Below are 23,498 nucleotides of genomic sequence, written 5' to 3'. Positions count from 1 at the left end.
GCGGAGCCCTTTTCTGCCCAGCGGGCTTCGCCGCTCGCGACTGCCAACCATACCAACAACCGAGCCCGCGAGCGGGCCGCAGGGGGAAGAATGAGCGCCAATCCGACGCTGGCCGTGGGCCAGGACCGAGCTGTCAGCGATACCGTGAAACTCTATTTCTGGGCGGCGCTGGTGCTGCTGATCGCCGAGCTGATCGGCTCGGTCAGCATCCCGCTGGGCCCGGGCAAGGTGGTGCTGTTGCCGATGATCTGGGCGCTGCTGCTGGGCGCCGCCATTGGCCTGGCCAGCACGCGACTGCCGCAGGGCCTGAGCGTCAGCCGTAGCGCCCAGGTGCGCTCGGCGGCCATCCTGCAGTACGCCTTGCTGATCTTCATCGCCAAGCTCGGCCTGGTGGTGGGCGGTTCCCTGCCCACGGTGATCGCCGCCGGCTGGGCGCTGGCCTTCCAGGAGCTGGGCCATTTCGTCGGCACCATCCTGCTCGGCCTGCCTGTGGCGCTGCTGCTGGGCATCAAGCGCGAGGCCATCGGCGCCACCTTCTCCGTGGGGCGCGAACCGAGCCTGGCGATCATCGGCGAACGCTACGGCATGGACTCCCCGGAAGGCCGCGGCGTGCTCGCCGAGTACCTCACCGGCACCCTGATCGGCGCGGTGTTCATGGCCATCGTCGCCGGCTTCATCGCCAGCCTCAACATCTTCCACCCCTATTCGCTGGCCATGGGCGCCGGCATCGGCTCGGGCAGCATCATGGCCGCCGCGGCCGGTGCGGTGGCGGCCCAGCAGACCCCCGAGGTGGCCAAGGAGGTCATGGCGCTGGCCGCCGCGGCCAACCTGATCACCACCACCCTGGGTACCTATTTCACCCTGTTCATCTCCCTGCCGCTGGCGGTCTGGGGCTATCGGGTGCTGGAGCCGCGCATCGGCCGGACGACCAAGGCCTCCTTCGCCCAGAGCGCGGTAGACCAGACGGTGGTGGACGAGCCGGTGGAGCTGGGCTGGTCGGGACGCCTGAGTGCCTGGTTCGCCGCGGCCGGCCTGGCCCTGCTGGGTACCTTCGTGGCGACCAAGACGCTGCCGGCTGCCGCCCTCATCGCGGTGGCGCTGATGATCGGTGCGGCCGTCGTCGGCGAGCTGCTCTGCCAGCTGTTCCGCCGCAAGGTGCCGGCGGTGTGCTGGGTGTCGCTGGTGGCCATGTTCCTCACCTCGCCCTGGTGCCCGCTGGCACCGCAGATCACCGCCGCCGCCAACAGCGTCGGCGTGTTGGCGGTGATCACGCCCATGCTGGCCTTCGCCGGCCTGTCCATCGCCAAGGACATCCCGGCCTTTCGCCGGCTGGGCTGGCGCATCGTGGTGGTCTCCCTGACCGCCGGCTTCGGCACCTTCATCGGCGCCGTGTTCATCGCCGAACTCTTCCACTGATCCGCCCCGCGCACCGGGTCCCCGGTGCGCCGCTTCCCGCTGTCGTACCGCACCGCCGTCTGATCTCTCCGTTTCTCGCATTTCGTGTGTCGCAGCTCCCAGCCTTGAGCGTTGGACGCCCGCTGTCGTCCGTGGACGATCACCGGCGCTTGAGCTGCGCCCCGAGTTGCAGTATCTATGATGGAAAATTAACAAAAACCGTTAATTTAATAACATCAAGAAAAACGGAGGCGCGCTCGGCATGGGCAAAATCGCGGTCATCGGCAGCAACATGGTCGATCTCATCACCTATATCGAGCGACTGCCCGTCCAGGGCGAGACGCTGGAAGCGCCGGACTTCGCCCTCGGCTGTGGCGGCAAGGGCGCCAACCAGGCGGTCGCCGCGGCCAAGCTGGGCAGCGAGGTGCTGATGGTGACCAAGGTCGGCGACGACCTCTTCGCCGACAACACCCTGGCCAACTTCCGCCGCTTCGGCATCGACACCCGCCACGTGACCCGCGCGTCCGGGCGCTCCAGCGGCGTGGCGCCGATCTTCGTGCAGCCCGATTCGCACAACAGCATCCTCATCGTGAAGGGCGCCAACGCCGCCCTCGGTCCGGCCGACATCCAGGCCGCGGAAGCCGATCTGCGCGACTGTGCGCTGATCGTGCTGCAACTGGAGATCGCCCTGGAGACCGTCTATGCCGCCATCGACTGCGGCCAGCGCCTGGGCATCCCGGTGCTGCTCAATCCGGCGCCGGCGGTGGCCGACCTGAGCGCCGCGCACCTCGCCCGGCTGGACTACTTCGTCCCCAACGAGACCGAGCTGGCCCTGGTCAGCGGCCTGCCGGTGGCGGATCGCGACAGCGCCTTCGCCGCGGCGCGGGTATTGGCCGGTCGCGGCATCCGGCACGTGGTGGTCACCCTGGGCGCCGCGGGCGCACTGTACGTGGGCGAGGAGGGCGAATTCAGCCTGCCCGGCCAGCGGGTGGCGGCCCTCGACACCACCGGCGCCGGCGATGCCTTCATCGGCTGCTTCGCCCATGGCCGCGTCCAAGGCCTGGGCCTGCGGGAGGCCATGCAGCGGGCGGTGGCCTATTCGGCGCTGTCGGTCACCGGGCGCGGCACCCAGACCTCCTATCCCGAGGCCGCGGCATTCGAAGACTACCTCGCTTCCCTGGACCTCTGACGCAAGGTCGGCGATCCCCCACCCTGGCACCCTACGGAGAACAACAATGAGCCAGTCACCCCTGCGGCCCAGTGCCGACGGCTACTACCTGAACCGCACGCCGTGGTTCGCCTTCATCCTGCTGTGCTGCATCTTCGCCCTCTGGGCCGCGGCGGCGAGCATGAACGACGTGCTCATCGCCCACTTCAAGAAGGCCTTCCTGCTCAGTGACTTCCAGACCGCCTTCGTCCAGTCGGCCTTCTATCTCGGCTATTTCTTCCTGGCCTTGCCCGCCGCGCTGATGGTGCGGCGCTTCAGCTACAAGACGACCATCCTCTTCGGCCTGTTCCTCTACATGGTCGGCTGCCTGCTGTTCTTTCCCGCCGCCTCCATGGCCAAGTACGGCATGTTCCTGCTGGCGCTGTTCGTGATCGCTGCGGGGCTGTCCTTTCTGGAGACCGCCTGCAACACCTATTCGACCCTGCTCGGGCCGCGCGAGACCGGCACCCGTCGGCTGAACATCTCCCAGACCTTCCACCCCTTCGGCGCCATGACCGGGGTCTACGTCGGCAGCTTCGTGATGTTCAAGGAGGGTGACGCCAGCCAGGCGCAGCTGCTGCAGATGAATCCCGCCGAGGCCGCCGCCCAGCAGTTGCAGATGATCCAGGCCACCCTGACGCCCTACCAGTGGATGATCGGCGTGCTGGTGCTGATTTTCGTGCTCATCGCCTGCACCCGCTATCCGGCCTGCAAGGGCAACGAGCGCGTACGCAGCGAGGGCGACGGCGTCGCCGCCAGCCTGGGTCGGCTGCGGCGTAATCCGCGCTTCGTCTTTGGCGTGCTGGCGCAATTCCTCTACGTCGGCGCCCAGGTCGGCGTCTGGAGCTTCACCATCCGCCTGGCCATGCAACTCGGCGGCATGAACGAGCGCAGCGCCTCCTGGTTCCTGCTCACCACCTTCGCCGCCTATTTCGTCGGCAAGCTGATCGCCAACCTGCTGATGCGCCGCTGGCATCCGGCCAAGGTGCTGGGCGTCTACGGGGTGCTGTGCATCGCGCTGCTGGCCTACACCATCCTGGTGCCCAACATCACCGCGGTGTACGCCGCCGTGGGCGTGAGCATTTTCCTTGGCCCCTGCTGGCCGACCATCTATGGCCTGACCGTCGACGGCATCGGCCGGGACACCGAATTCGGCGGCTCGCTGCTGGTGATGAGCATCGTCGGCGGCGGGGTGATCCCGATCTTCCAGGGCCTGCTGTCGGACTACACCGGCGGCAACATGCAGCTGGCCTATTCGGTGCCGCTGCTGTGCTTCACGGTGATCGTCGCCTACGCCCTCTATTGCCTGCGTCACCCGGCCAGCGAACGGCTGCCGGTGGGCGCCGCCCAGACCGCCTGAGGAGGGCGCCGTCATGTCCGTACGCCTGCCCCTGCAGCCTGAGCAATTCACCGCCGACGAGCGCACCCTGCTCGCCAGCGACGCCTTCCAGGTGCGCGCCTGGACCTATTCCTCCGGGGTGCGCGCCCTGGCGCTGGAGAATCGTCGTGGCCGCCTGGTGGTGCTGCCCTACCAGGGGCAGATGATCTGGGACGCCAGCTTCGACGGCTGCCGCCTGACCATGCCGGGGCTGTTCGACCAGCCGCGGCCGACCCGGCGGATCATCGAGACCTATGGCTGCTTCATGTTCCACGCCGGGGTGCTGCGCAACGGCTGCCCGGCACCGGAGGACAGCCACGAGTTGCACGGCGAGCTGCCCTGCGCGCCGCTGGACGAGGCCTGGCTGGAACTGGGCCAGGACGCGGAGGGCGATTTCCTGCGCCTGGGCGGTCGCCACGACTACGCCATGGGCTTCGGTGATCGCTATCGCGCCCAGCCCCGCGTGACCCTGAGAGCGGACAGCGCGGTGTTCGAACTGGGCCTGGAGGTGGAAAACCAGGCCGGCCAGCCCATGGACCTGATGTACATGGCGCACATGAACTACGCCTATGTGCCCGGCGGACGCTTCCATGAGCCGCTCGGGGTGGCCCGCACCCGGGTGCGCACCAGCGTGCCGGCCCATGTGCGGCCGACCGCCGACTGGCAGGCCTTCATCGCCGCACTGGCGGAAGACCCCGAGCGACTGCGGGTGCTGGATGCGCCGGCGCGCTACCAGCCGGAGATCGTCAGTTTCATCGATGCGCCGGGGACCGACGCGGCGGGGGAGGCGCATTTCCTGCTGGAGCATCCGGGCGGCGCCGCCTTCTACACGGCCTATCGCCCGCAGGACTTGCCCCATGCCACGCGCTGGGTGCTGCACAACCCCGATCAGCAGGTGGCGGCCTTCGTGCTGCCGGCGACCTGCGAACCGGAGGGCTATCTGGCCGAGACGACCAAGGGGCAGGTGCAGCAGCTGCAACCGGGAGAGCGTCGCGCCTTCAGCGTCAGGACCGGCTATCTCGCCGCCGCCGAGCGCGAGGCGCTGCTGACGCGCCTGGCCGACCCGGCGCGGATCAGGTAAGCAGTTGCGCGCCGTTCGCCTCGATCCGCTCGCGATAGCTGCGCGGAATGCGTCCGTCACTGACCACCAGGTCGAAGTCGCCGAGCGCCGCGAAATGCGCGGCGCGCACCACGTCGAACTTGGTATGGTCGACCAGCAGGAGCCGCTGCTGGGCCTGGCGCAGGACCTTCTGCTTGACCTCGACCTCGTTGAAGTTGAAGCAGGTGACGCCAAAGTCCGCGCTCACCCCGGCGGCCGAGACGAAGGCATGGGTGAGGCGCACGCCATCGAGCACCCCGGTCTCCAGGCGACTCTCGAAGATCTGGTTCTTGCGCTGGAAGGTGCCGCCGCAGACCACCAGGGTGCAGTTGACCTTCTGCTGCAGCTTGAGCAGCACATTGAGCGAATGGCAGACGGCGGTGAATTCCAGGTCATCGGGAATGAAGTCCACCACGAAGGGCGTGGTGGTCCCGCAATCGAGGAAGACGGTGTCGCCGGCGCGGATCTGCGCCGCGGCCAGCCGACCGATGCGACGCTTTTCCTCGACCTGGCGCAGGTCCTGTTCCACCACCTGGTAGCCGGGCGCCTCGCTGCCGCCGACATCGCGGGTGACATGACCGCCGAGCAGGCGCAGGCCGTCCGGCGGGAGCCGCAGGTCGCGTCTCAGGGTCATTTCCGAGACACCCAGCAGCTGGGCCATCTCGCGCAGGTGAATGGCGTGCTGATCCTGCAGCGCCTGGTGCATCAGCTTGAGCCGAGCGGCTTTCTTGCTATCCATGAGGGGTGCGCTAGGGGAGTCCGACTAGAGGTGCAGGCCGCACCAACCAAGAATTCTGATCCGATCATACGCTACCCGTGCCTGAGGAGGCCCCATGCAGCTTGAACCCGGCGAACTCGCCAAGACCATCGACCACACCCTGCTCGCCGCCGATGCCCGCCGCGCCCAGATCGACCGCCTGTGCCAGGAGGCGCGCACCCATGGCTTCTATTCGGTGTGCGTGAATTCCGCCCAGGTCCCCCACGCCGCGGCGCAACTGGCCGGCAGCGCGGTCAAGGTCTGCGCGGTGGTGGGCTTTCCGCTCGGCGCCGGGCTGAGCGCGGCCAAGGCCTTCGAGGCCGCGCAGGCCATCGCCGCCGGGGCCGGGGAGATCGACATGGTGCTCAACCTCGGCTGGCTCAAGGACGGCCTGCTGGAAGAGGTATCTGCCGACATCGCCGCGGTGCAGGCCGCCTGTGGTGCGGTACCGCTCAAGGTGATCCTGGAGACCGGTCTGCTCGACGATGAACAGAAGCGCCAGGCCTGCCGGATCTGTCGCGACCTCGGCGTCGCCTTCGTCAAGACCTCCACCGGTTTCGGCCACGGCGGTGCGACCCTGGACGATGTGCGGCTGATGCGCGAAGAGGTGGGTCCGGAAATGGGCGTGAAAGCCTCCGGCGGCGTGCGTGACCGCGCCACCGCCCAGGCCATGCTGGACGCCGGCGCGACCCGCCTGGGGACCAGCTCGGGCGTGGCCATCGTCAGCGGTGGCGAGGGTGGGGCGGGGTACTAAAGCTGGATTCCAAAACATCGAGGCAAGGGTCGCTCCTGTGTTTGGTTGGTGTCATCGCGGCCATGGGCCGCTCCTACGGGGGACGCCTTTGTAGGAGCGGCCCATGGCCGCGATAACGCATTGCACTCGAGCGGTCGCCAGGACGCACCGGCATGCCGCGCTAAGACCTGGGAGGACTAGCCCGGCCCTTGCCGATACAGCTTGGAATCCTGGAAATCCCCTGGCGCCAGTACCTCGCCGACCAGGATCAGCGCGGTGCGGCGGAAATCCTTGTCCCGCGCCCGTTCGACGATGTCGGCCAGGGTGCCCCGGACGCTGTCCTGGTCCGGCCAGCTGGCGCGGTGGACGATGGCCACCGGGCAGCCGGGGCCGTAGTGCGGCAGGAGGTCGGCGACGATGCGCTCCAGCTGGCCGACGCCGAGGTGGATGGCCAGGGTCGCGCGATGGCGCGCCAGGTCGGCCAGCGCCTCGCCTTCCGGCATGGCCGTGCGGCTGGCGTAGCGGGTCAGGATCACCGTCTGGCTGACCCCGGGCAGGGTCAGCTCGCAACCCAGCAGGGCGGCGCAGGCGGCGGTGGCGGTGACGCCGGGCACGATCTCGTAGGGAATGCCCAGCGCCTGCAGGCGACGGATCTGTTCGCCGATGGCGCCATACAGCGAAGGATCGCCGGAATGCACCCGGGCCACGTCCTGGCCGCGGGCATGGGCGGCGGCCAGATGGCCGACGATGGCATCCAGGTCCAGGTGGGCGGTGTCGATCACCGTCTCGGCCTGGTGACCTTCCAGCACCGCGGGCGGTACCAGGGAGCCGGCATAGAGGATCACCGGGCACTGGCGGATCAGCCGCTGGCCCTTGACGGTGATGAGGTCGGGATCGCCGGGACCGGCGCCGATGAAATGAACGGTCATGGGGTTTCCTCGGCCAGGGCGGCGAGCAGGTTGGCGACGCTGGCGAATTCACGATCGACGCTGGGCAACTCGGGGCGGCGCAGGATCAGCACCGGCAGACCCCGCTCGCGGGCCACCTGCAGCTTGGGCTGGGTGGCGGCGCTGCCACTGTTCTTGCTGATCAGCACATCGAAGTCACCCTGGGCGAACAGCAGGCGCTCGGCCTCCAGGGCGAAGGGTCCACGGTCGGCGATGATCCGCGCCCGTGCGTGGCCGGGATGGGCGTCGAGCAGGCGCAGGGTCCAGAACTGGTGGGGCGGGATTTCCGCGAGGTGCTCCAGGGGTTCGCGACCCAGGGTGAAGAAGGGGCGGGTAAAGGAAGCAAGCGCGGTCTGGAGTTCGCTCCAGTCGGCCACCTCGCGCCAGTCGTCGTCGAGGCCGGCCTGCCAGCCGGGGCGGCGCAGGGCCCAGCAGGGGATACCGGCCTGGGCCGCGGCCAGGCCGGCGTTGTGGCTGATCCGGGCGGCGTAGGGATGGGTGGCGTCCAGCAGCAACTCGATGCCTTCACGGTGGAGAAAGGCGGCCAGCCCCGCGGCGCCGCCGTAGCCGCCGACCCGCACCTGGCAGGGCAGGTCCTGGGGCACCCGACCGAGACCGGCGAGGCTGTAGAGGGCCTCGGCCGGCAGCGTGCGGGCGATGGCCAGGGCTTCGGTGGTGCCGCCGAGCAGGAGGATCTTCATGGGCGGTCTTCCCCAGGAGCGGCGGCGGCTTCGTCATGCATGGCGCGCCCTCACCCCCGGCCCCTCTCCCCGAGGGAGAGGGGAGGAAAGGCGGTGCCGGGGGGCGAGCGGCGGAGTAGGGGTATTGGTCTCGCAGGCGGCTTTCCCGCTGGTCATTGCAGCGTGCTCAGCAAGAGTCGCGGGCGTCAGCCCGGACGCCAGACTTCCGAGCCACCACCCAACCACCCCCTCGCCCCCACGGGGAAAGGGCTGGGGTGAGGGGGCAAAACGCCGCTCATGGTCTTCAGGGATGAAGGAGGCACGCCTAACCGCCCCCTCGCCCCTACGGGGAGAGGGCTGGGGTGAGGGGACGAGGCGCTGCTTGCCGCCGCGGATTAAAGGGTCACACCAAACCACCCCCTCTCCCCTCGGGGAGAGGGTCGGGGTGAGGGGGGCGCGTCCAACCCTCACGGCTTCACCACGTCCAGCAAGGTAATAGGCAGCGCCGCACGCCAGGTGTCGAAGGCGCCCAGCGGCTGGGCCTGGGCCACCTGCAGGCGGGTCAGGTCGCCGCCGTGGCGTTCGCGAAAGGCTACCAGGGCGGCCTCGGTCTGCAGGGTCACGGCATTGGCGACCAGGCGACCGCCCGGCCTCAGGGCCGCCCAGCAGGTGTCCAGCACCCCCGGCGCGGTGAGGCCGCCGCCGATGAAGATGGCATCCGGCGTGGCCAGCCCGGCCAGGGCCTCGGGCGCCTGGCCGGCTACCAGGTGCAGCGCCGGAGCGCCGAGGTGGTCGCGGTTGTGGAGGATATGGGCCTGGCGACCGGCATCGGCCTCGATGGCCAGCACCCGGCAGCCGGGATGGCTGCGCGCCCATTCGATGCCGATGGAGCCGCAACCGGCGCCCACGTCCCACAGCAGTTCGCCGGGGCGCGGCGCCAGGCGCGCCAGCGTCACGGCGCGCACGTCTCGCTTGGTCAACTGGCCGTCGTGGCGATAGGCGCTGTCCGGCAGACCGGGGGTGAGCGGCAGACCCGTCTCCCCGGTCTCGCTCAGGACCTCGATGGCCACCAGGTTGAGCGCCGCCGCTTCCGCCAGCGACCAGTCCTGGGCGCGACCGGCGATCCGGCGCTCCAGAGGACCGCCCAGGTGCTCCAGCACCTGCAGCTGGCTGGCGCCAAAGCCCTGTTCCACCAGCAACGCGGCCAGGGCCGCAGGGCTGTGGCCGTCGTTGCTCAATACCAGCAGGCGGGCGCCCGGGTGCAGATGGCGCACCACGGCGGCGAGGGGGCGGGCCACCACCGACAGCAGGGTGACGTCCTGCAGCGGCCAGCCGAGGCGAGCCGCGGCCAGGGAATAGGAGGAGGGCGCCGGCAGCACCTGCAGCTCGTCGGCCGACAGCTGGCGCGAAAGGCTTGCGCCGACGCCGAACAGCATGGGATCGCCGCTGGCCAGCACGCAGACCGGGGTGCCGCGACGGTCCAGGACCGGGGCCAGGGCGAAGGGCTGCGGCCAGGGCTCGCGGGTGGCGCGGATGCAGGGTGGCAGCAGCGCCAGCTGGCGCGGACCGCCGATGACCACCCCCGCCTCCAGCAGGGCGCGGCGGGCCTGCTTGCCGAGGCCGGGGTAGCCGTCTTCGCCGATACCCACCACGGTCAGCCAGGGGATCATGAACACACCTCATCGAACGTCAGCCGACCGGGCGTTTTCAAGGGGTCGGGCAAAGCGGGCATAATAACGTCTTTCCCCGTTCAGCCCGACCTTCCGCCGTGAATCCTCCGTCTCCTTCCGCCCTCGTCCCGCGGCCTTCGGCCTGTCCGGGGCTGCTGCGCATCGTGCCCGCGCGCGATGGCGGCCTGTGCCGGGTGAAGTTGCCGGGGGGCCGGCTGACGTCAGCCCAGGCGCGGGCCATCGCCGCCGCCAGCACGCGCTGGGCGAGCGGGGTTCTGGAGCTGACCAACAGGGCCAACCTGCAATTGCGTGGTGTACGCGCGGACGGTGCCGCTGCCCTGGTGGCCGAGCTGCAGGCCGCCGACCTCGGTCCCAGCGATCCCGCCGCCGATGACGTGCGCAATCTGCTGCTCAGCCCGTCTGCCGGCAGGGATCCGCAGCAGCTGCGCGACGTTCGCCCCCTGGCCGCCGAATTGCTCGCCCTGCTGGAAGGCGACCGCCGCCTGCATGGGCTGTCGGCCAAGTTCGCTCTGCAACTGGACGGCGGCGAAGCCCTGGCCCGGCTCGACCATCCCCATGATGTCTGGCTGTCGGCGCGCGCCGAGGGCTATGTCCTTGGCCTGGCCGGTACCCCGCTGGATATTCCAGTTGGACTGATCGCCCCGGGTCAGGAGGTAGCGACCGTCGCCCGGTTGCTGCATCGCTTCCTCGACCTCGCCGGTCCCGAGCAGCACCGCATGCGCCAGCTGCTGGCGCAGCGTACGCTCGCGGAGCTGCTGGCGGAACTGGACCTGCTACCGGTACCGCCCAGCCTGCGCGCGCCGGCCGACGCCGCGCTGCGCCTGGGTAGCCATCAGCAGCGCCAAGCCGGCCTCCACTGGATCGGCGCCCAGCCCGCCCTGGGGCGACTGCCCGCCAAGAGCCTGGCCACGGTCGCCGACTTGGCCGAACACCACGGCAATGGCGACCTGCACCTCACCCCCTGGCAGGGCCTGCTGCTGCCCGATGTGCCGGTCGACCAAGCCCCCGAGCTACTCGCCGCGCTGGCCGCCCTGGAGCTGACCACCGATCCCGCCGCGCCCCTGGGCCGGCTGGTCGCCTGTACCGGCAGCCAGGGCTGCGCCAAGGGCCAGGCCGACACGAAGGGCGATGCCCTGCGCCTGGCCGAGCAACTGCCGGCAGACGTGGAAGTGCACCTCTCCGGTTGCCCGCGCAGTTGCGCCCTGGCCGGTCAAGCGCCCCACACGCTCTTGGCGGTGGCCCCCGGTCGCTATGACCTCTTCGTGCGCGACGCCACCCAGCCCGGTCCGGGCCGGCGGCGCGCCACCCATTTGTCCCTCGACGAGGCCGCCGCCTGGCTGGCCCGGAGTCCCAGTGATGCTTGAATACGAACGCGACGGCCAGGCGATCTATCGCCAATCCTTCGCCACCATCCGCGCCGAGGCCGATCTCTCGGCCATCCCCGCCGACCTGGAAAAGCTCGCCGTGCGGGTGATCCACGCCTGCGGCATGGTCGACGTGGTCCAGGACCTGGCCTTTTCCCCGGGGGCCGGGGCGGCCGGGCGCGCGGCGCTGGCGGCCGGCGCGCCCATCCTCTGCGATGCGCGCATGGTCGCCGAGGGCGTCACCCGTACCCGCTTGCCAGCGAATAATCAGGTGATCTGCACCCTGCACGACGAGGGCATCCGCGAGCTGGCCTTGGCCCAGGGCAACACCCGCTCGGCGGTGGCCCTGGAGCGCTGGCGGCCGCACCTGGCCGGCAGCGTGGTGGTGATCGGCAATGCCCCCACCGCGCTGTTCTATCTGCTGGAAATGCTCGACGCCGGGGCGCCCAGGCCGGCGCTGATCCTCGGCATGCCGGTGGGCTTCGTCGGGGCGATGGAGTCCAAGGACGCCCTGGCCGCCGACAGCCGCGGCGTACCCTATGTCATCGTCCGCGGCCGGCGGGGCGGCAGTGCCATGGCCGCCGCGGCGGTCAACGCCCTGGCCACGGAGGTGGAGTGATGGCAGGCCGCCTGCTCGGCCTGGGCGTCGGCCCCGGCGATCCGGAACTCATCACCCTCAAGGCCCTGCGCCTGCTGCAGGGCGCGCCGGTGGTGGCCTATTTCGTCGCCAAGGCCAAGGCCAACGCGGGCCAGGGCGGCAATGCCTATGGCGTCATCGAGGGCTATCTGCTGGACGGCCAGCAGCGCCTGCCGCTGGTCTATCCGGTGACCACCGAGAAGCTGGCACCGCCGCTGTCCTACGAGACGGTGATCGCCGACTTCTACGACACCGCCGCCGCCCAGGTGGCCGACCATCTGGACGCCGGCCGCGACGTGGCGGTGATCTGCGAGGGCGATCCCTTCTTCTACGGCTCCTACATGTACCTGCACGACCGCCTGGCCGAGCGCTACGAGGCCCAGGTGGTGCCGGGGGTCTGCTCCATGCTCGGCGGCGTGGCCATGCTCGGCCTGCCGCTGGTCTATCGCAACCAGACCCTGACGGTGCTCTCCGGTGTGCTCTCCGCGGAAGAACTCAAGGCGCGCCTGGCCAGCGCCGACGCCGCCGTGGTGATGAAGCTCGGCCGCAACTTCGAGAAGGTGCGCCAGGTGCTGCGTGAGCTGGGTCTGGACGAGCGCGCCCGCTACATCGAGCGCGCCACCATGGACAATCAGCGCATCGTCGCGCTGGACGCCGTCGACCCCATGGCCTCGCCGTATTTCTCGCTGGTGGTGGTGCCGGGGGTGAAATGGAAGGGTTGAGCCCGGCCATCGTCATCCTCGGTCCCGGCGCCCTGGCCACCGCCCGCCGCTTGCAGGCCGGCCTGCCGGGCAGCCTGGTGCACGGCCTGGCCGGGCGGGTCGAGGGCGACGTCAGCTATACGAACTTTGGCGATCATCTGCGCGAGCTCTATCGGCAACAGCGCCCGCTGCTGGTTCTCTGCGCCGCCGGCATCGTCATCCGCAGCCTGGCGTCCTTGCTGGACGACAAGACCGCCGAGCCGCCCGTGCTGGCCGTGGCCGAGGACGGCAGCGCCGTGGTGCCGCTGCTGGGCGGCCTGGCCGGTGCCAATCGCCTGGCCCGTCAGCTGGGTACGCTGCTGAACGTGGCCCCGGCCATCACCACCAGTGGCGAACTGAGATTCAGCACCTGCCTGCTCGATCCGCCGGCCGGCTATGCCCTGGCCGATGTCGACGTGGCCAAGCACCGGGTGGCCGATCTGCTGGCCGGCGCCCCGGTACGCATCGAGGGCGAGGCGCCCTGGCTGGATGAGGTGCCCCTGGCCCGCGATCCCGCGGCGCGGCAGCGTATCCTGGTCTCGCCACTGGCCAGCGCTGACGACCACACCCTGCTGATCCATCCCCGCGCCGTGCTGGTGGCGGCACGCGCCGATGCCACCGCCGCCGCCGTCACCGCGCTGCTCGCCAGCGCCGGCTATGCGCCGGGCGCCGTGGCGCTGCTGCTGGCGCGGGCGGAAGACATGGCCGCGCCCGGCCTCGCCGAGCTGAGCCAGACGCTGGCCGTACCCCTGAGATTCGTCGACGCCCGCACCCCGGACTTCGCCCGGGCGTCGGTGGCGCGGGCCCAGGCCCAGGGTCTCGCCCTGCACCTGCATGACCGGCCGCTGGACGCCGATGACCTCGGCCAGCGCCGTGGGCGCCTCAGCGTGGTGGGTCTCGGCCCCGGCGCGGCGGAGCTCATGGCACCGGTGGTGCGCCGCGCCCTGGACCAGGCCCAGGACGTGCTCGGCTACGCCACCTACGTGCAGATGGCCGGTCCCTTGCGCCCGGATCAGTTGGCCCATGCCAGCGACAACCGCGAAGAATTGCAGCGCGCCCGCCACGCCTTCGAACTGGCCGCCAGCGGTCGCCAGGTGGTCATGGTGTCGTCCGGCGATCCGGGCGTCTTCGCCATGGCCGCCGCGGTGCTCGAGGTGCTGGAAGGCGCCGACGATCCGCGCTGGGCGGCGGTGGAGCTGGAGATCCTCCCGGGCATCACCGCGGCCATGGCCAGCGCCGCCCTGGCCGGCGCGCCCCTGGGCCACGACTTCTGCCTGATCTCCCTGTCCGACAACCTCAAGCCCTGGGCGGTGATCGAGCAGCGCCTGCGCCAGGCCGCCGCGGCGGACCTGGCCATGGCCTTCTACAACCCCATCTCCAAGGCCCGGCCGCATCAGCTGGAGCGGGCGCTGGACGTCCTGCGCAGCTGCCGTCCGGCGAACACCCCGGTGATCCTCGGCCGCGACGTCGGGCGTCCCGGTGGCGGTCTCGAATACACCAGCCTCGGCGCGCTGCGCAGCGACATGGTGGATTCACGCACCCTGGTGATCCTCGGCTCCAGCCATACCCGGCGTTTCCCGCGGGCCGATGGCGGCGAGTGGGTCTATACGCCGCGCTGGTACGATCCGGAATTGTTATAAAGTAACATTTAGTGCTTGAATCCTGGTCGCCGCTGGCTCACCCTCGGCGACCTTCCTGTTCCCTGGCGGGAAGCCGGTGCAACTCCGGTGCGGTCGCGCCACTGTGAGCTTCGCGAGAAGCGAGCCAGACCTTGCCAGGGGCTACCCAACATCCACAAGGGACGCGTCATCCCAAGGAGAGTCCATGTTTCGCCGTCTTCTGCCGCCGCTCGCCGCCGGCCTGTTGTCCGCTGCCTCTCTCACCACCCAGGCGGCCACCGCCTATCCGCTGACCGTGCACAACTGCGGTCGTGAACTGGTCTTCGAGCGCGCGCCCCAGCGGCTGGTCAGCCTCGGTCAGGCCAGCACCGAGTTGCTCTTGCGCCTGGGCGTGGGCGCGCGGCTGGTGGGCACCGGCGTCTGGTTCGGCGGCTTGCCCGCGGACCTGCAGGCGGCGGGCAAGGGCATTCCGCGGCTGGCCGACAACGCCCCCAGCTTCGAGGCCGTGGTCGGCACCCGGCCGGACCTGGTGGCGGCCCAGTACACCTATCACGTCGGCCCCGGTGGCGAGGTGGCGGACTTCCCGCGCTTCGCCAAGCTGGGCATCGCCGCCTATGTGGCGCCCAGCGATTGCGAAGGCAAGGCGGTGACCGCCGATTCCAACAGCGATGGCAGCCGCAGCGCGCCCTTCGACATGCAGCTGGTGACCCGTGAAGCCCGCGAGCTGGCGGCCATCCTCGATGTGCAGCCGGCCGGCGAGCGCCTGGTCGCCGACCTGGACCGCCGTATCGGCGCCGCGGGCGAGCAGGCCAAAGCCGCCGGGGTGCAGGGCCGCTCGGTGCTGTTCTGGTTTTCCAGTCCGCGGCTGGAAGGGGATCCCTGGGTCGCCGGCAACCTCGGTGCGCCGGCCTGGATCGCCCGGGCCCTGGGGCTGCGCAACGTGGTCGACAGCGCCGAGGAATGGCCGGCGGTGAGCTGGGAGCGCATCGCCAGCCTGGACCCTGACTATATCGTCGTGGCGCGCATGGACCGGCGTCTCTACCCGGCCGATGACGTGGACAAGAAGCTGGCCTTCCTGCGCAGCGATCCCCTGACCCGCGAATTGCGCGCGGTACGCGAGAATCATCTGCTGGTGGTGGACGCCCCGACCCTCAATCCCTCGCTGCGGGTGGTGGACAGCGTCGAGACCCTGGCCAGCGACCTGGCCAAGCCCAAACCATGAGCCTGCCCCTGGCGGCCGAAGGCGCCCGGCCCTGGCGCTGGCTGCTGGGCCTGGCCGCGGTGCTGGCGCTGGCGGCGAGCGTGGTGCTGGCGGCGTCCTTCGGCGAGATGCCCATCGCGCCCCTGACCAGTCTGCAGGCCATCGCCAATGGCCTCGGCCTGGGGCCCTATCCGGTGGAGCGCATTGTCCAGGGCATCGTCTGGGAATACCGCTTCAGCCGCGCCCTGGTGGCGGCCTGCTGCGGCGCGGGCCTGGCGGTGTCCGGCGCCATCCTCCAGGCGCTGCTGCGCAACGCCCTGGCCGAACCCTATGTGCTGGGACTGTCGGCCGGAGCCTCCACCGGCGCAGTGCTGGTAATGCTGCTGGGCGTCGGCGGCGGGGTGCTCGGGGTCTCCCTGGGCGCCTTTCTCGGCGCCCTGCTGGCCTTCACCGTGGTGCTGCCCTTTCTCGGCAGTGGCGGCAGCACCCGCATCATTCTCGCCGGGGTCGCCGCCTCCCAGCTGTTCAACGCCCTGACCGCCTATATCGTCGCCACCGCGGCCAATGCCGAGCAGGCGCGTAGCGTCATGTTCTGGCTACTTGGCAGCCTGTCCGGGGTGCGCTGGCCGGATGTCTGGCTGGCCGGCGCCGTGGTCCTGGGTGGCCTGCTGGTCTGCCTCGCCTGCGCCCGGGCGCTGGACGCCTTCGCCTTCGGCGAGGACGCCGCCGCCAGCCTGGGGGTAGCGGTGGGACCGCTGCGCCTGCTGCTCCTGGCGGTCACCGGCCTGATCACCGCCTGCCTGGTCAGCCTGGTAGGGGCGGTGGGTTTCGTCGGCCTGGTGATTCCCCATGTGGCGCGCTTCCTGGTGGGCCCCGGCCATGGTCGCCTGCTGCCCACCTGCGCCCTGATCGGCGCGCTGTTCATGGTGCTGGCCGATATCGTCGCCCGTACCCTGGTGGCCAAGCAGACCCTGCCCATCGGCGTGGTCACCGCCCTGGTGGGTGCCCCGGCCTTCGCCTTCATCCTCTATCGCGCACGGGAGGTCCGATGAGCCTCGCTGCGCGCGACGTGGCCTGGAGCGCCGGCGGGCAGCCGATCCTCGCCGGGGTAACCCTCGCGGTGCCGCCGGGCGGGGTGCTCGGACTGCTCGGCCCCAATGGCTCGGGCAAGTCCAGTCTGCTGCGGCTGCTGGCCGGGCTGCGGCGGCCGGAGGAGGGTAGGGTCAGTCTGGACGGGACGCCGCTGGCCGAGTTGCGCCGGCGCGACCTGGCGCGCCGGGTCGCCCTGGTGGAGCAGCAGGCCGGTACCGAAGCCGATCTCTCGGTGGCCGAGGTGGTGCGCCTGGGGCGCACGCCCCATCGCGGCCTGCTCGATGCCTGGAGCGCGCGCGACGCCGAGGTTTGCCAGCGCGCCCTGGCCCAGGTCGGCCTGGTCGACAAGGCGGCACGGCGCTGGCACAGCCTCTCCGGCGGCGAGCGCCAGCGCGCCCAGATCGCCCGCGCCCTGGCCCAGGAGCCCAGCGAACTGCTGCTGGACGAACCCACCAACCACCTCGATATCCAGCACCAGCTCGAGATCCTCGACCTGGTCCGCCGCCTGCCGGCGACCTGCGTGCTGGCCATCCACGATCTCAACCTGGCCGCGCTGTTCTGCGATCGCCTGGCGGTGCTGCGCGACGGCCGCCTGGTCGCCGAAGGCGCCCCCGGCGAGGTGCTGACGGCCGCGCTGATCCAGCAGGTCTGGGGGGTGAGGGCGCAGGTGACGCTGGACGGTCCCGACGGTCGGCCGTCGATCCGCTATCGACTGGGCTGAAGGCGCCGCACCGGGCCGGCCCGTTCTTCGATCGCCTGCCTGAGCTGCTGGCGGCCGCCCAGCCAGAAGACGGCTTCGGTGGCGATGAACAGCGGGCCGATGGCCAGGCCGGCCAGGTCGTCGAGAAAGGCCGGCTTGCGCCCCTCGTAGTGGTGGCCGACGAACTGGATGGCCCATCCGATCAGGAACAGACCCAGCCCCCAGGCCAGCCAGACACCCCTGGTCTGGGCCGCCAGCGCGGCGCCCAGCCAGAGGGCGAGCGCGAGCAGAACGCTCATCAGCAGCCCCAGCGGCCGATCCAGGCGCAGATAGAAGAGCGCCACCGCACCGGCCACCGGCACCGCGGGTGACAGCGGCCAGCCGGCCAGGCTGAAGACCGGTCGGGAAAGCAGGATGGCCACCGCCAGCACGATCAGCAGGATGCCGGGGAAGTGGCTGGCGATATTGCGCGGATCGCGGTGGTAGCTCGCGTACTGGCTGAGATGATCTTCCAGGGTCTTCATCGACAGGCATCCAGGCGGCTGGGCGGGAAGCCTCAGCATGCACCTGGAGGCCCCTGCGCGTCTGCGGGTGTCGGCAGAAATGCGATTGCGATAATCGCCCCCTCGCTCGATAATCGATCAAAAGCCTGCCGAGGATAGGGTCGATGGACGATAACCGCACCGCTCACGCCACCGGCCTGCCGCCACTGGCCGCGCCGCCCATCATCGCCTCGCCGGCCAAGCGCATCGAAGCCTTCACCGGCGACCCGAATTTCATGACCTCCCTGGCCCGCGGCCTGGCGGTCATTCACGCCTTCCAGGAGCGCAAGCGCCAGCTGACCATCGCCCAGATCAGCCATCGCACCGAGATCCCTCGCGCCGCGGTGCGTCGCTGCCTGCACACCCTGATGAAGCTGGGCTATGTCACCACCGATGGGCGCACCTATTCGCTGCTGCCCAAGGTGCTGACCCTGGGGCACGCCTATCTGTCGTCGACACCCCTGGCGGTCACCGCCCAGCCGGTGCTCGATCGCCTCAGCGAGCAACTGCACGAAGCCTGCTCCATGGCCACCCTGGAAGGCGACGAGATCCTCTACATCGCCCGCTCGGCCACGCCGCAGCGGCTGATCTCGGTGGACCTCAGCGTCGGTAGCCGGCTGCCGGCCTATTGCACCTCCATGGGCCGCATCCTGCTCGCCGCCCTGGACGATGCCGCCCTGCACGACTACCTGGAACACGCCGACCTCCAGGCCAAGACCAGCCGTACCCTCTATCAGCCGCCGGCGCTCATCGAGTGCCTGGGCCAGGTGCGCCAGCAGGGCTACGTCATCGTCGACCAGGAGCTGGAGGTGGGGCTGAGATCCCTGGCGGTGCCCCTGAGAGACGCCGCCGGCCAGGTGCTGGCGTCGCTCAACGTCGGCACCCACGCCAGTCGGGTCAGTCGCCAGGAACTGGAGACGCGCTTCCTGCCGGTGCTCCTGGCGGCCAGCCAGGAATTGAGCACCCGGTTGTTTCACTAGCGAATCCGGTCGATTATCGGCCATATTGCCGATAATCGAATTGTCAGCTGTCTGGGGTTGGGCTTAACGTCGGCGCAGTGGCGCAACACGCCGATAACAACAACACGAGCAGACCACCATGACGCACACCCTCGCGGGCGCCGTGCCCCTGGCCGATTCCTCGGCCACGGCGACAGCCGGCACCCTGGACGTCCAGCAGTTCATCAATCGCCAGGCGCTGTCCGCCTACCAGTGGCGCATCGTCGCCCTGTGCTTTCTCATCGTCTTTCTCGACGGCCTCGACACCGCGGCCATGGGCTTCATCGCCCCGGCGCTGTCGGTGGAATGGGGCATCCCGCGGGCCAGCCTGGGGCCGGTGATGAGCGCCGCGCTGGGCGGCATGGTCTTTGGCGCCCTGGGTTCCGGGCCGCTGGCCGATCGCTTCGGTCGCAAGGGCGTGCTGGTGGTCGCCACCTTCATCTTTGGCGGCTTCAGCCTGCTGTCGGCCTTCAGCAGCAACCTCGAACAGCTGGTGATCCTGAGATTCCTCACCGGGCTGGGCCTGGGCGCCGCCATGCCCAATGCCACCACGCTGCTCTCGGAATACACCCCCGAGCGCCTCAAGTCGCTGCTGGTGACCAGCATGTTCTGCGGCTTCAATCTGGGCATGGCCGGCGGCGGCTTCGTCTCGGCCTGGATGATCCCGGCCTACGGCTGGCACAGCCTGCTGGTGCTGGGCGGCGTGCTGCCCCTGGCGCTGGCCGTGGTGCTGCTGCTCTGGCTGCCGGAATCGGCGCGTTATCTGGTGGTGCACGGCAAGAGCGCCGAGCGCATCCGCCGGGTGCTGGCACCCATCGGCCGCGAAGCCGCCGAGGCGCGGCACTTCGTGGTGCCCGAGCAGAAGTCGGTCAAGACCGGCAACGTCTTCGCGGTGATCTTCAACCGCAGCTACAGCGCCGGCACCCTGCTGCTGTGGCTGACCTATTTCATGGGCCTGGTGATCGTCTACCTGCTCACCAGCTGGCTGCCGACGTTGATGCGCGACGCCGGCGCCAGCCTGGAGCAGGCCGCCCTGATCGGCGCGCTGTTCCAGTTCGGCGGGGTGCTCAGCGCGGTGTTCGTCGGCTGGGCCATGGACAGGTTCAATCCGCACAAGGTGATCGGCCTGTTCTATGTCCTGGCGGGCGTCTTCGCCTATTGCGTCGGCCAGAGCCTGGGCCAGGTCGCCCTGGTCGCCACCCTGGTGCTGGTGGCCGGCATGTGCATCAACGGCGCCCAGTCGGCCATGCCCTCGCTGGCGGCGCGTTACTACCCGACCCACGGCCGCGCCACCGGGGTGTCTTGGATGCTCGGCATCGGCCGCTTCGGCGCCATCACCGGCGCCTGGATGGGCGCGACCCTGCTGGGCCTGGGCTGGACCTTCACCCAGGTGCTCACCGCGCTGCTCCTGCCGGCGGGTCTCGCGGCCTTGGCGGTGCTGATCAAGGGGGTGGTCAGTCACGCCGACGCGACCTGAGAGCCCGCTCCTAATCTGCTGCGCGTCGGCCAAACTGCGTTGAAAAGGCCCTGGGTCGCCAGCCCGGTCGGAATGCTCATTTACCGTGGCTAACTCCGTTTCCTAGGGCCTTCGCCTTGTTTAGCTCTAGCTCGCGAGATTATAAGCGGGCTCTGGGAGCGTGGCGGGCGCTAGGCGCAGGCGCTGCCACCGCGTAAAGTTGCACCCTTTGCATGCTCCGCAGTCACCCGTCTAGAGCGGGTGCAGACGTCCAAGGGGTTCCATGAAAGGTTTCGCTCGCAGCGGGCAGTGGGCTGTCCGGCTGGTAACGCTTATCGCTTGCTTTCTGATTGCACCGGCCTTTGCCGAGACCCGGCAGGTGACCGACGTCCTCGGGCGCACGGTGACCATCGAGGCGCCGGCCAAGCGGGTGGTGCTGGGCTTCCACTATGGCGACTACCTGGCGGTCGGTGGCGAGCAGGCCTTCGACGCCGTGGTCGGTGTCTCCCGTGGCGCCTGGGAGCGCAAGGTGCCGGCCAACTGGGCGCTCAACGTCGCCCACCGACCTTCCCTGGCCAGCCTTCCCGATGTGGGCGAGACGGAAAACAACAGTTTCTCCGTGGAAAAGGTGCTCGCCCTCAAGCCGGATCTGGTGGTCCTGGCCGCCTGGCAATTCCAGGCGCTGGACAGCGAGGTCAAGCGCCTGGAACAGCTCGGCATCCCGGTGGTGGCGATCGACTACAACGCCCAGACCCTGGAGCGCCACCTGGCGTCCACCCGCCTGCTCGGGGTGATCACCGGCCAGGAGGCGCGCGCCAACGAGCTGGCCGACTTCTACGCCAAGGTGGTGCAGGACATCCAGACCCGCATCGCGGCGGCTCATCGCCCGAAACCGCGGGTCTATGCCGAGTTCGGCAACAAGGGCCCGGCCGAATACTCCTTCACCTATGGCCGCAACATGTGGGGCGCCATGGTGACCCTGGCCGGTGGCGACAACATCGCCGCGCCCTTCATCCAGTGGTGGGGGGTGATGAATCCGGAGCAGGTGCTCCTGGCCCAGCCGGAGGTCATCTTCATCTCCGGGCGCGAGGACAACAGCAATCCCTCCGCCTTGCCCATGGGCCCCGGGGTCACCGCCGACGACGCCCGCAGCCACCTGCGCGCCTTCATGCAGCGACCGGGCTGGGCCAATCTGCCGGCGATCCGCGACGGGCGTCTCTATGGCGTCTACCAAGGCGCCTCGCGCAGCCTGGAAGACTTCGCCATGCTGCAATTCATCGCCAAGCAGCTCTATCCGGATCTGTTCCAGGACGTGGATCCGATGGCCAACTACCGCGAGTACTACCGCCGCTACATGCCGATCCAGCCCGAGGGCACCTTTGCCATAGGCCTGACGCCATGAGCGAGGCCGCGAACGCCAGCCACGGCAACGCCATCGCCGAGCAACGCGCCCGCGAGCGCCGCCGCTGGCGGGCCTGCGGGGTGTTTCTGCTGCTGACCCTGGCGGGTCTGGTGCTGGACATCGCCACCGGGCCGTCGCTGCTCTCGCCGCTGGAAGTGCTCAAGTCGCTGACCGGGCTCGGCGAGCGGCAGCCGATGACCGACGCCATCGTCCGCGACCTGCGCCTGCCGGTGGCGTTGATGGCCCTGGCGGTGGGCGCCGCCCTCGGTGCGGGCGGGGCGCAGATGCAGACGCTGCTCAACAACCCCATGGCCAGCCCCTACACCCTGGGCATGGCAGCCGCCGCCGGTTGTGGCGCCGCCCTCAGCCTGGCGCTGGGCAGCTTCGGCCTGGGTGCGCTGATCGGGGTGCCGCTGGGCGCCTTCGCCTTCGCCATGCTGGCGGCGCTGTTTCTCTTCGCCCTGGCCTCGCTCAAGCGCACCGGCAGCGACACCATCATCCTCGGCGGCATCGCCCTGCTGTTCCTCTTCCAGTCGCTGCTGTCGCTGGTGCAATTCCTCTCCTCGCCGGAGCTGTCGCAGCAGATCCTTTTCTGGCTGTTCGGCAGCCTCGGTCGCGCCACCTGGACCACCCTGGCCATCGTCGCCGGGGTGACCCTACTGTGCTGCCTCCTGCTCCTGCGCGATGCCTGGAAGCTGGCCGCCCTGCGGCTGGGCGAGGCACGGGCCGAGAGCCTCGGCGTAAATATCCGCCGGCTGCGCCTCAAGGTGCTGATCCTGGTGGCGGTGATGACCGCCACGGCCACCAGCTTCGTCGGGGTGATCGGCTTCGTCGGCCTGGTCGCGCCCCATATCGCCCGCTGGCAGGTGGGCGAGGATCAGCGCTTCCTGCTGCCACTGTCGGCGATCTGCGGCGCCCTGATGCTATCCTTCGCCTCGGTGCTGTCCAAGTCGATCCTGCCCGGGGCGCTGTTTCCGGTGGGCATCGTTACCGCCATCGTCGGGGTGCCCTTTCTGCTCTGGCTCATCTTCGCCCCCCGCAGGTCCAGCCCATGATCCGCCTCCAGGACCTCGCGCTGAAGCGCGGCGACCGCACCGTCATCTCCGGACTCTGCACCGAGCTGCACGCGGGGCAGGTGCATGTGATCCTCGGCCCCAATGGCACCGGCAAGACCACCCTGCTGCGCGCCCTGGCCGGTGATCTGCCGCTGGCGGCCGGCCAGATCGAGCGCGGCGCCAGGCGGCTGGTGGCGGGGGCTTCGCTGCGCAGTCAGCGGGACGGCTGGCGCCAGGGCGTGGCCTACATGCCCCAGGATTCCCATGCCGAGGCGGCGCTGTCGGTGCTGGAGACGGTGGCCATGGGCAGCCTGGAACGGCTGACCCTGCACCTGGACGATGAGCTGCTGGAACGGGCGCTGGGCAAGCTCGACGAGGTGGGCATCGGCCATCTGGCCTCGCGCCAGCTGGGCGCCCTGAGTGGCGGTCAGCGGCAACTGGTGTTCTTTGCCCAGGTGCTGATGCGCGAACCCGAGGTGATGCTGCTGGACGAACCGGTCAGCGCCCTGGATCTGCGGCACCAGATCAACCTGCTCGATCGCGTGCGCCACGAAACCCGCCTGCACCAGCGGGTGACCGTGGTGGTGCTGCACGACCTCAACCTGGCCTGCCAGTACGCCGATTCGCTGCTGGTGCTGGTCAACGGTGGCCTGCTGGCCGCCGGCCGACCCGCCGCCATCGTCACCGCCGACCTGCTGGAAGCCACCTACGGCGTGGCGGTGGACATCCTCCACGACCGCCAGGGCCGCCCGGTGGTGCAGCCGCTGACCGGTCAGGCCTTCAGCGAGGCCTGACTCTAAAGAGC

Annotated in this window: 22 protein-coding genes and 1 riboswitch; of the genes, 17 read left to right on the top strand and 5 right to left on the bottom strand. The window is 69.9% G+C overall.

Annotated features, from left to right (window positions below; all coding sequences use genetic code 11):
- Window positions 1-90: 90 nt before the first annotated feature.
- The 4 genes from DBY63_RS05545 to DBY63_RS05530 all read left to right on the top strand — a co-directional run bounded on the left by DBY63_RS05545 (window position 91) and on the right by DBY63_RS05530 (window position 5,061).
- The gene (locus DBY63_RS05545; RefSeq protein ID WP_027598814.1) at window positions 91-1,416 is read left to right on the top strand and encodes a DUF3100 domain-containing protein; all 1,326 of its coding nucleotides are present in this window, start codon (window positions 91-93) and stop codon (window positions 1,414-1,416) included.
- Between the two features lie 241 nt (window positions 1,417-1,657).
- Window positions 1,658-2,584: a ribokinase gene (rbsK, locus tag DBY63_RS05540; protein ID WP_108581457.1), complete on the top strand. Its 927-nt coding sequence runs from the start codon at window positions 1,658-1,660 to the stop codon at window positions 2,582-2,584.
- Between the two features lie 46 nt (window positions 2,585-2,630).
- Window positions 2,631-3,962 carry an L-fucose:H+ symporter permease gene (gene fucP, locus DBY63_RS05535; RefSeq protein ID WP_027598812.1) on the top strand — a complete coding sequence of 444 codons (1,332 nt, stop codon included), beginning with the start codon at window positions 2,631-2,633 and terminating at the stop codon, window positions 3,960-3,962.
- 13 nt (window positions 3,963-3,975) lie between these two features.
- Window positions 3,976-5,061 carry an aldose 1-epimerase family protein gene (locus tag DBY63_RS05530; protein WP_108581456.1) on the top strand — a complete coding sequence of 362 codons (1,086 nt, stop codon included), beginning with the start codon at window positions 3,976-3,978 and terminating at the stop codon, window positions 5,059-5,061.
- Here the strand turns inward: DBY63_RS05530 and deoR are convergent.
- On the bottom strand, window positions 5,054-5,818 hold the full coding sequence (gene deoR, locus DBY63_RS05525; RefSeq protein WP_027601060.1) for a DNA-binding transcriptional repressor DeoR: 765 nt from the start codon (window positions 5,816-5,818) through the stop codon (window positions 5,054-5,056). The two genes, DBY63_RS05530 and deoR, sit on opposite strands and share 8 nt — an antisense overlap.
- Before the next feature lie 94 nt (window positions 5,819-5,912).
- On the opposite strand from deoR, the gene deoC reads away from it, so the two are divergent.
- Complete coding sequence (gene deoC / locus DBY63_RS05520) at window positions 5,913-6,590, top strand: deoxyribose-phosphate aldolase (RefSeq protein ID WP_027601059.1); 678 nt, start codon at window positions 5,913-5,915, stop codon at window positions 6,588-6,590.
- A gap of 176 nt (window positions 6,591-6,766) precedes the next feature.
- On the opposite strand, the gene cobM is transcribed toward deoC, so the two are convergent.
- From cobM to cbiE, 3 genes are all read right to left on the bottom strand, one after another.
- A complete protein-coding gene (cobM, locus tag DBY63_RS05515; RefSeq protein ID WP_044340999.1) occupies window positions 6,767-7,498 on the bottom strand; it encodes a precorrin-4 C(11)-methyltransferase in 732 nt (243 codons plus the stop codon).
- Entirely contained in the window at window positions 7,495-8,217 is a 723-nt protein-coding gene (locus DBY63_RS05510) for a cobalt-precorrin-6A reductase (RefSeq protein ID WP_108581455.1), read from the bottom strand. Before DBY63_RS05510 ends, cobM begins: the two co-directional genes overlap by 4 nt.
- 446 nt (window positions 8,218-8,663) lie before the next feature.
- On the bottom strand, window positions 8,664-9,866 hold the full coding sequence (gene cbiE / locus DBY63_RS05505; RefSeq protein WP_108581454.1) for a precorrin-6y C5,15-methyltransferase (decarboxylating) subunit CbiE: 1,203 nt from the start codon (window positions 9,864-9,866) through the stop codon (window positions 8,664-8,666).
- A 98-nt stretch (window positions 9,867-9,964) separates the two neighbouring features.
- On the opposite strand from cbiE, the gene cobG reads away from it, so the two are divergent.
- The 7 genes from cobG to DBY63_RS05470 all read left to right on the top strand — a co-directional run bounded on the left by cobG (window position 9,965) and on the right by DBY63_RS05470 (window position 17,261).
- Window positions 9,965-11,251 (top strand): precorrin-3B synthase, encoded by a 1,287-nt coding sequence (gene cobG, locus DBY63_RS05500; RefSeq protein WP_108581453.1) that lies wholly within the window; start codon window positions 9,965-9,967, stop codon window positions 11,249-11,251.
- Window positions 11,244-11,870, top strand: a complete 627-nt coding sequence (locus tag DBY63_RS05495) for a precorrin-8X methylmutase (protein WP_108581452.1) — start codon at window positions 11,244-11,246, stop codon at window positions 11,868-11,870. Before cobG ends, DBY63_RS05495 begins: the two co-directional genes overlap by 8 nt.
- Window positions 11,870-12,610 carry a precorrin-2 C(20)-methyltransferase gene (locus DBY63_RS05490; protein ID WP_007161114.1) on the top strand — a complete coding sequence of 247 codons (741 nt, stop codon included), beginning with the start codon at window positions 11,870-11,872 and terminating at the stop codon, window positions 12,608-12,610. The genes DBY63_RS05495 and DBY63_RS05490 overlap by 1 nt, the downstream gene beginning before the upstream one ends.
- Window positions 12,598-14,268, top strand: a complete 1,671-nt coding sequence (gene cobJ, locus DBY63_RS05485; RefSeq protein WP_177411430.1) for a precorrin-3B C(17)-methyltransferase — start codon at window positions 12,598-12,600, stop codon at window positions 14,266-14,268. The genes DBY63_RS05490 and cobJ overlap by 13 nt, the downstream gene beginning before the upstream one ends.
- Before the next feature lie 6 nt (window positions 14,269-14,274).
- A riboswitch (cobalamin riboswitch) is annotated at window positions 14,275-14,422 on the top strand.
- Between the two features lie 30 nt (window positions 14,423-14,452).
- Entirely contained in the window at window positions 14,453-15,469 is a 1,017-nt protein-coding gene (locus DBY63_RS05480; protein ID WP_108581450.1) for an ABC transporter substrate-binding protein, read from the top strand.
- Window positions 15,466-16,500: an iron ABC transporter permease gene (locus DBY63_RS05475; RefSeq protein WP_108581449.1), complete on the top strand. Its 1,035-nt coding sequence runs from the start codon at window positions 15,466-15,468 to the stop codon at window positions 16,498-16,500. The genes DBY63_RS05480 and DBY63_RS05475 overlap by 4 nt, the downstream gene beginning before the upstream one ends.
- A complete protein-coding gene (locus DBY63_RS05470) occupies window positions 16,497-17,261 on the top strand; it encodes an ABC transporter ATP-binding protein (RefSeq protein WP_027598801.1) in 765 nt (254 codons plus the stop codon). The genes DBY63_RS05475 and DBY63_RS05470 overlap by 4 nt, the downstream gene beginning before the upstream one ends.
- Here the strand turns inward: DBY63_RS05470 and DBY63_RS05465 are convergent.
- Entirely contained in the window at window positions 17,246-17,764 is a 519-nt protein-coding gene (locus tag DBY63_RS05465) for an Mpo1-like protein (RefSeq protein ID WP_108581448.1), read from the bottom strand. The genes DBY63_RS05470 and DBY63_RS05465 overlap by 16 nt on opposite strands.
- A gap of 143 nt (window positions 17,765-17,907) precedes the next feature.
- Here DBY63_RS05465 and DBY63_RS05460 point away from each other — a divergent pair, with 143 nt between their 5' ends.
- From DBY63_RS05460 to DBY63_RS05440, 5 genes are all read left to right on the top strand, one after another.
- On the top strand, window positions 17,908-18,762 hold the full coding sequence (locus tag DBY63_RS05460) for an IclR family transcriptional regulator C-terminal domain-containing protein (protein WP_017642952.1): 855 nt from the start codon (window positions 17,908-17,910) through the stop codon (window positions 18,760-18,762).
- A 118-nt stretch (window positions 18,763-18,880) separates the two neighbouring features.
- Complete coding sequence (locus DBY63_RS05455) at window positions 18,881-20,257, top strand: MFS transporter (RefSeq protein ID WP_244898757.1); 1,377 nt, start codon at window positions 18,881-18,883, stop codon at window positions 20,255-20,257.
- 358 nt (window positions 20,258-20,615) lie between these two features.
- Window positions 20,616-21,638: an ABC transporter substrate-binding protein gene (locus DBY63_RS05450; protein ID WP_256203980.1), complete on the top strand. Its 1,023-nt coding sequence runs from the start codon at window positions 20,616-20,618 to the stop codon at window positions 21,636-21,638.
- On the top strand, window positions 21,635-22,693 hold the full coding sequence (locus tag DBY63_RS05445) for an iron ABC transporter permease (protein ID WP_027598797.1): 1,059 nt from the start codon (window positions 21,635-21,637) through the stop codon (window positions 22,691-22,693). The genes DBY63_RS05450 and DBY63_RS05445 overlap by 4 nt, the downstream gene beginning before the upstream one ends.
- The gene (locus tag DBY63_RS05440) at window positions 22,690-23,487 is read left to right on the top strand and encodes an ABC transporter ATP-binding protein (protein ID WP_108581447.1); all 798 of its coding nucleotides are present in this window, start codon (window positions 22,690-22,692) and stop codon (window positions 23,485-23,487) included. The genes DBY63_RS05445 and DBY63_RS05440 overlap by 4 nt, the downstream gene beginning before the upstream one ends.
- Window positions 23,488-23,498: the final 11 nt, after the last annotated feature.

The sequence above is a fragment of the Pseudomonas sp. RIT411 genome (assembly GCF_003057735.2).
In the GTDB taxonomy this organism is placed as follows: Bacteria; Pseudomonadota; Gammaproteobacteria; order Pseudomonadales; family Pseudomonadaceae; genus Chryseomonas; species Chryseomonas oryzihabitans.
Note: the sequence above shows the minus strand (reverse complement) of the source record. Positions and strands in the feature narration are given on the sequence as shown.

Bases quoted from the DNA above. Each gene is read 5' to 3' on its own strand.
- DBY63_RS05530 (WP_108581456.1), top strand. From the start codon at position 3,976: ATGTCCGTACGCCTGCCCCTGCAGCCTGAGCAATTCACCGCCGACGAG.
- DBY63_RS05490 (WP_007161114.1), top strand. From the start codon at position 11,870: ATGGCAGGCCGCCTGCTCGGCCTGGGCGTCGGCCCCGGCGATCCGGAA.
- rbsK (WP_108581457.1), top strand. From the start codon at position 1,658: ATGGGCAAAATCGCGGTCATCGGCAGCAACATGGTCGATCTCATCACC.
- DBY63_RS05465 (WP_108581448.1), bottom strand. From the start codon at position 17,764: ATGAAGACCCTGGAAGATCATCTCAGCCAGTACGCGAGCTACCACCGC.
- DBY63_RS05510 (WP_108581455.1), bottom strand. From the start codon at position 8,217: ATGAAGATCCTCCTGCTCGGCGGCACCACCGAAGCCCTGGCCATCGCC.
- fucP (WP_027598812.1), top strand. From the start codon at position 2,631: ATGAGCCAGTCACCCCTGCGGCCCAGTGCCGACGGCTACTACCTGAAC.
- cobJ (WP_177411430.1), top strand. From the start codon at position 12,598: ATGGAAGGGTTGAGCCCGGCCATCGTCATCCTCGGTCCCGGCGCCCTG.
- cbiE (WP_108581454.1), bottom strand. From the start codon at position 9,866: ATGATCCCCTGGCTGACCGTGGTGGGTATCGGCGAAGACGGCTACCCC.
- DBY63_RS05495 (WP_108581452.1), top strand. From the start codon at position 11,244: ATGCTTGAATACGAACGCGACGGCCAGGCGATCTATCGCCAATCCTTC.
- DBY63_RS05470 (WP_027598801.1), top strand. From the start codon at position 16,497: ATGAGCCTCGCTGCGCGCGACGTGGCCTGGAGCGCCGGCGGGCAGCCG.
- DBY63_RS05545 (WP_027598814.1), top strand. From the start codon at position 91: ATGAGCGCCAATCCGACGCTGGCCGTGGGCCAGGACCGAGCTGTCAGC.
- DBY63_RS05480 (WP_108581450.1), top strand. From the start codon at position 14,453: ATGTTTCGCCGTCTTCTGCCGCCGCTCGCCGCCGGCCTGTTGTCCGCT.
- DBY63_RS05440 (WP_108581447.1), top strand. From the start codon at position 22,690: ATGATCCGCCTCCAGGACCTCGCGCTGAAGCGCGGCGACCGCACCGTC.
- DBY63_RS05460 (WP_017642952.1), top strand. From the start codon at position 17,908: ATGGACGATAACCGCACCGCTCACGCCACCGGCCTGCCGCCACTGGCC.
- deoC (WP_027601059.1), top strand. From the start codon at position 5,913: ATGCAGCTTGAACCCGGCGAACTCGCCAAGACCATCGACCACACCCTG.
- deoR (WP_027601060.1), bottom strand. From the start codon at position 5,818: ATGGATAGCAAGAAAGCCGCTCGGCTCAAGCTGATGCACCAGGCGCTG.
- cobM (WP_044340999.1), bottom strand. From the start codon at position 7,498: ATGACCGTTCATTTCATCGGCGCCGGTCCCGGCGATCCCGACCTCATC.
- DBY63_RS05475 (WP_108581449.1), top strand. From the start codon at position 15,466: ATGAGCCTGCCCCTGGCGGCCGAAGGCGCCCGGCCCTGGCGCTGGCTG.
- DBY63_RS05455 (WP_244898757.1), top strand. From the start codon at position 18,881: ATGACGCACACCCTCGCGGGCGCCGTGCCCCTGGCCGATTCCTCGGCC.
- DBY63_RS05445 (WP_027598797.1), top strand. From the start codon at position 21,635: ATGAGCGAGGCCGCGAACGCCAGCCACGGCAACGCCATCGCCGAGCAA.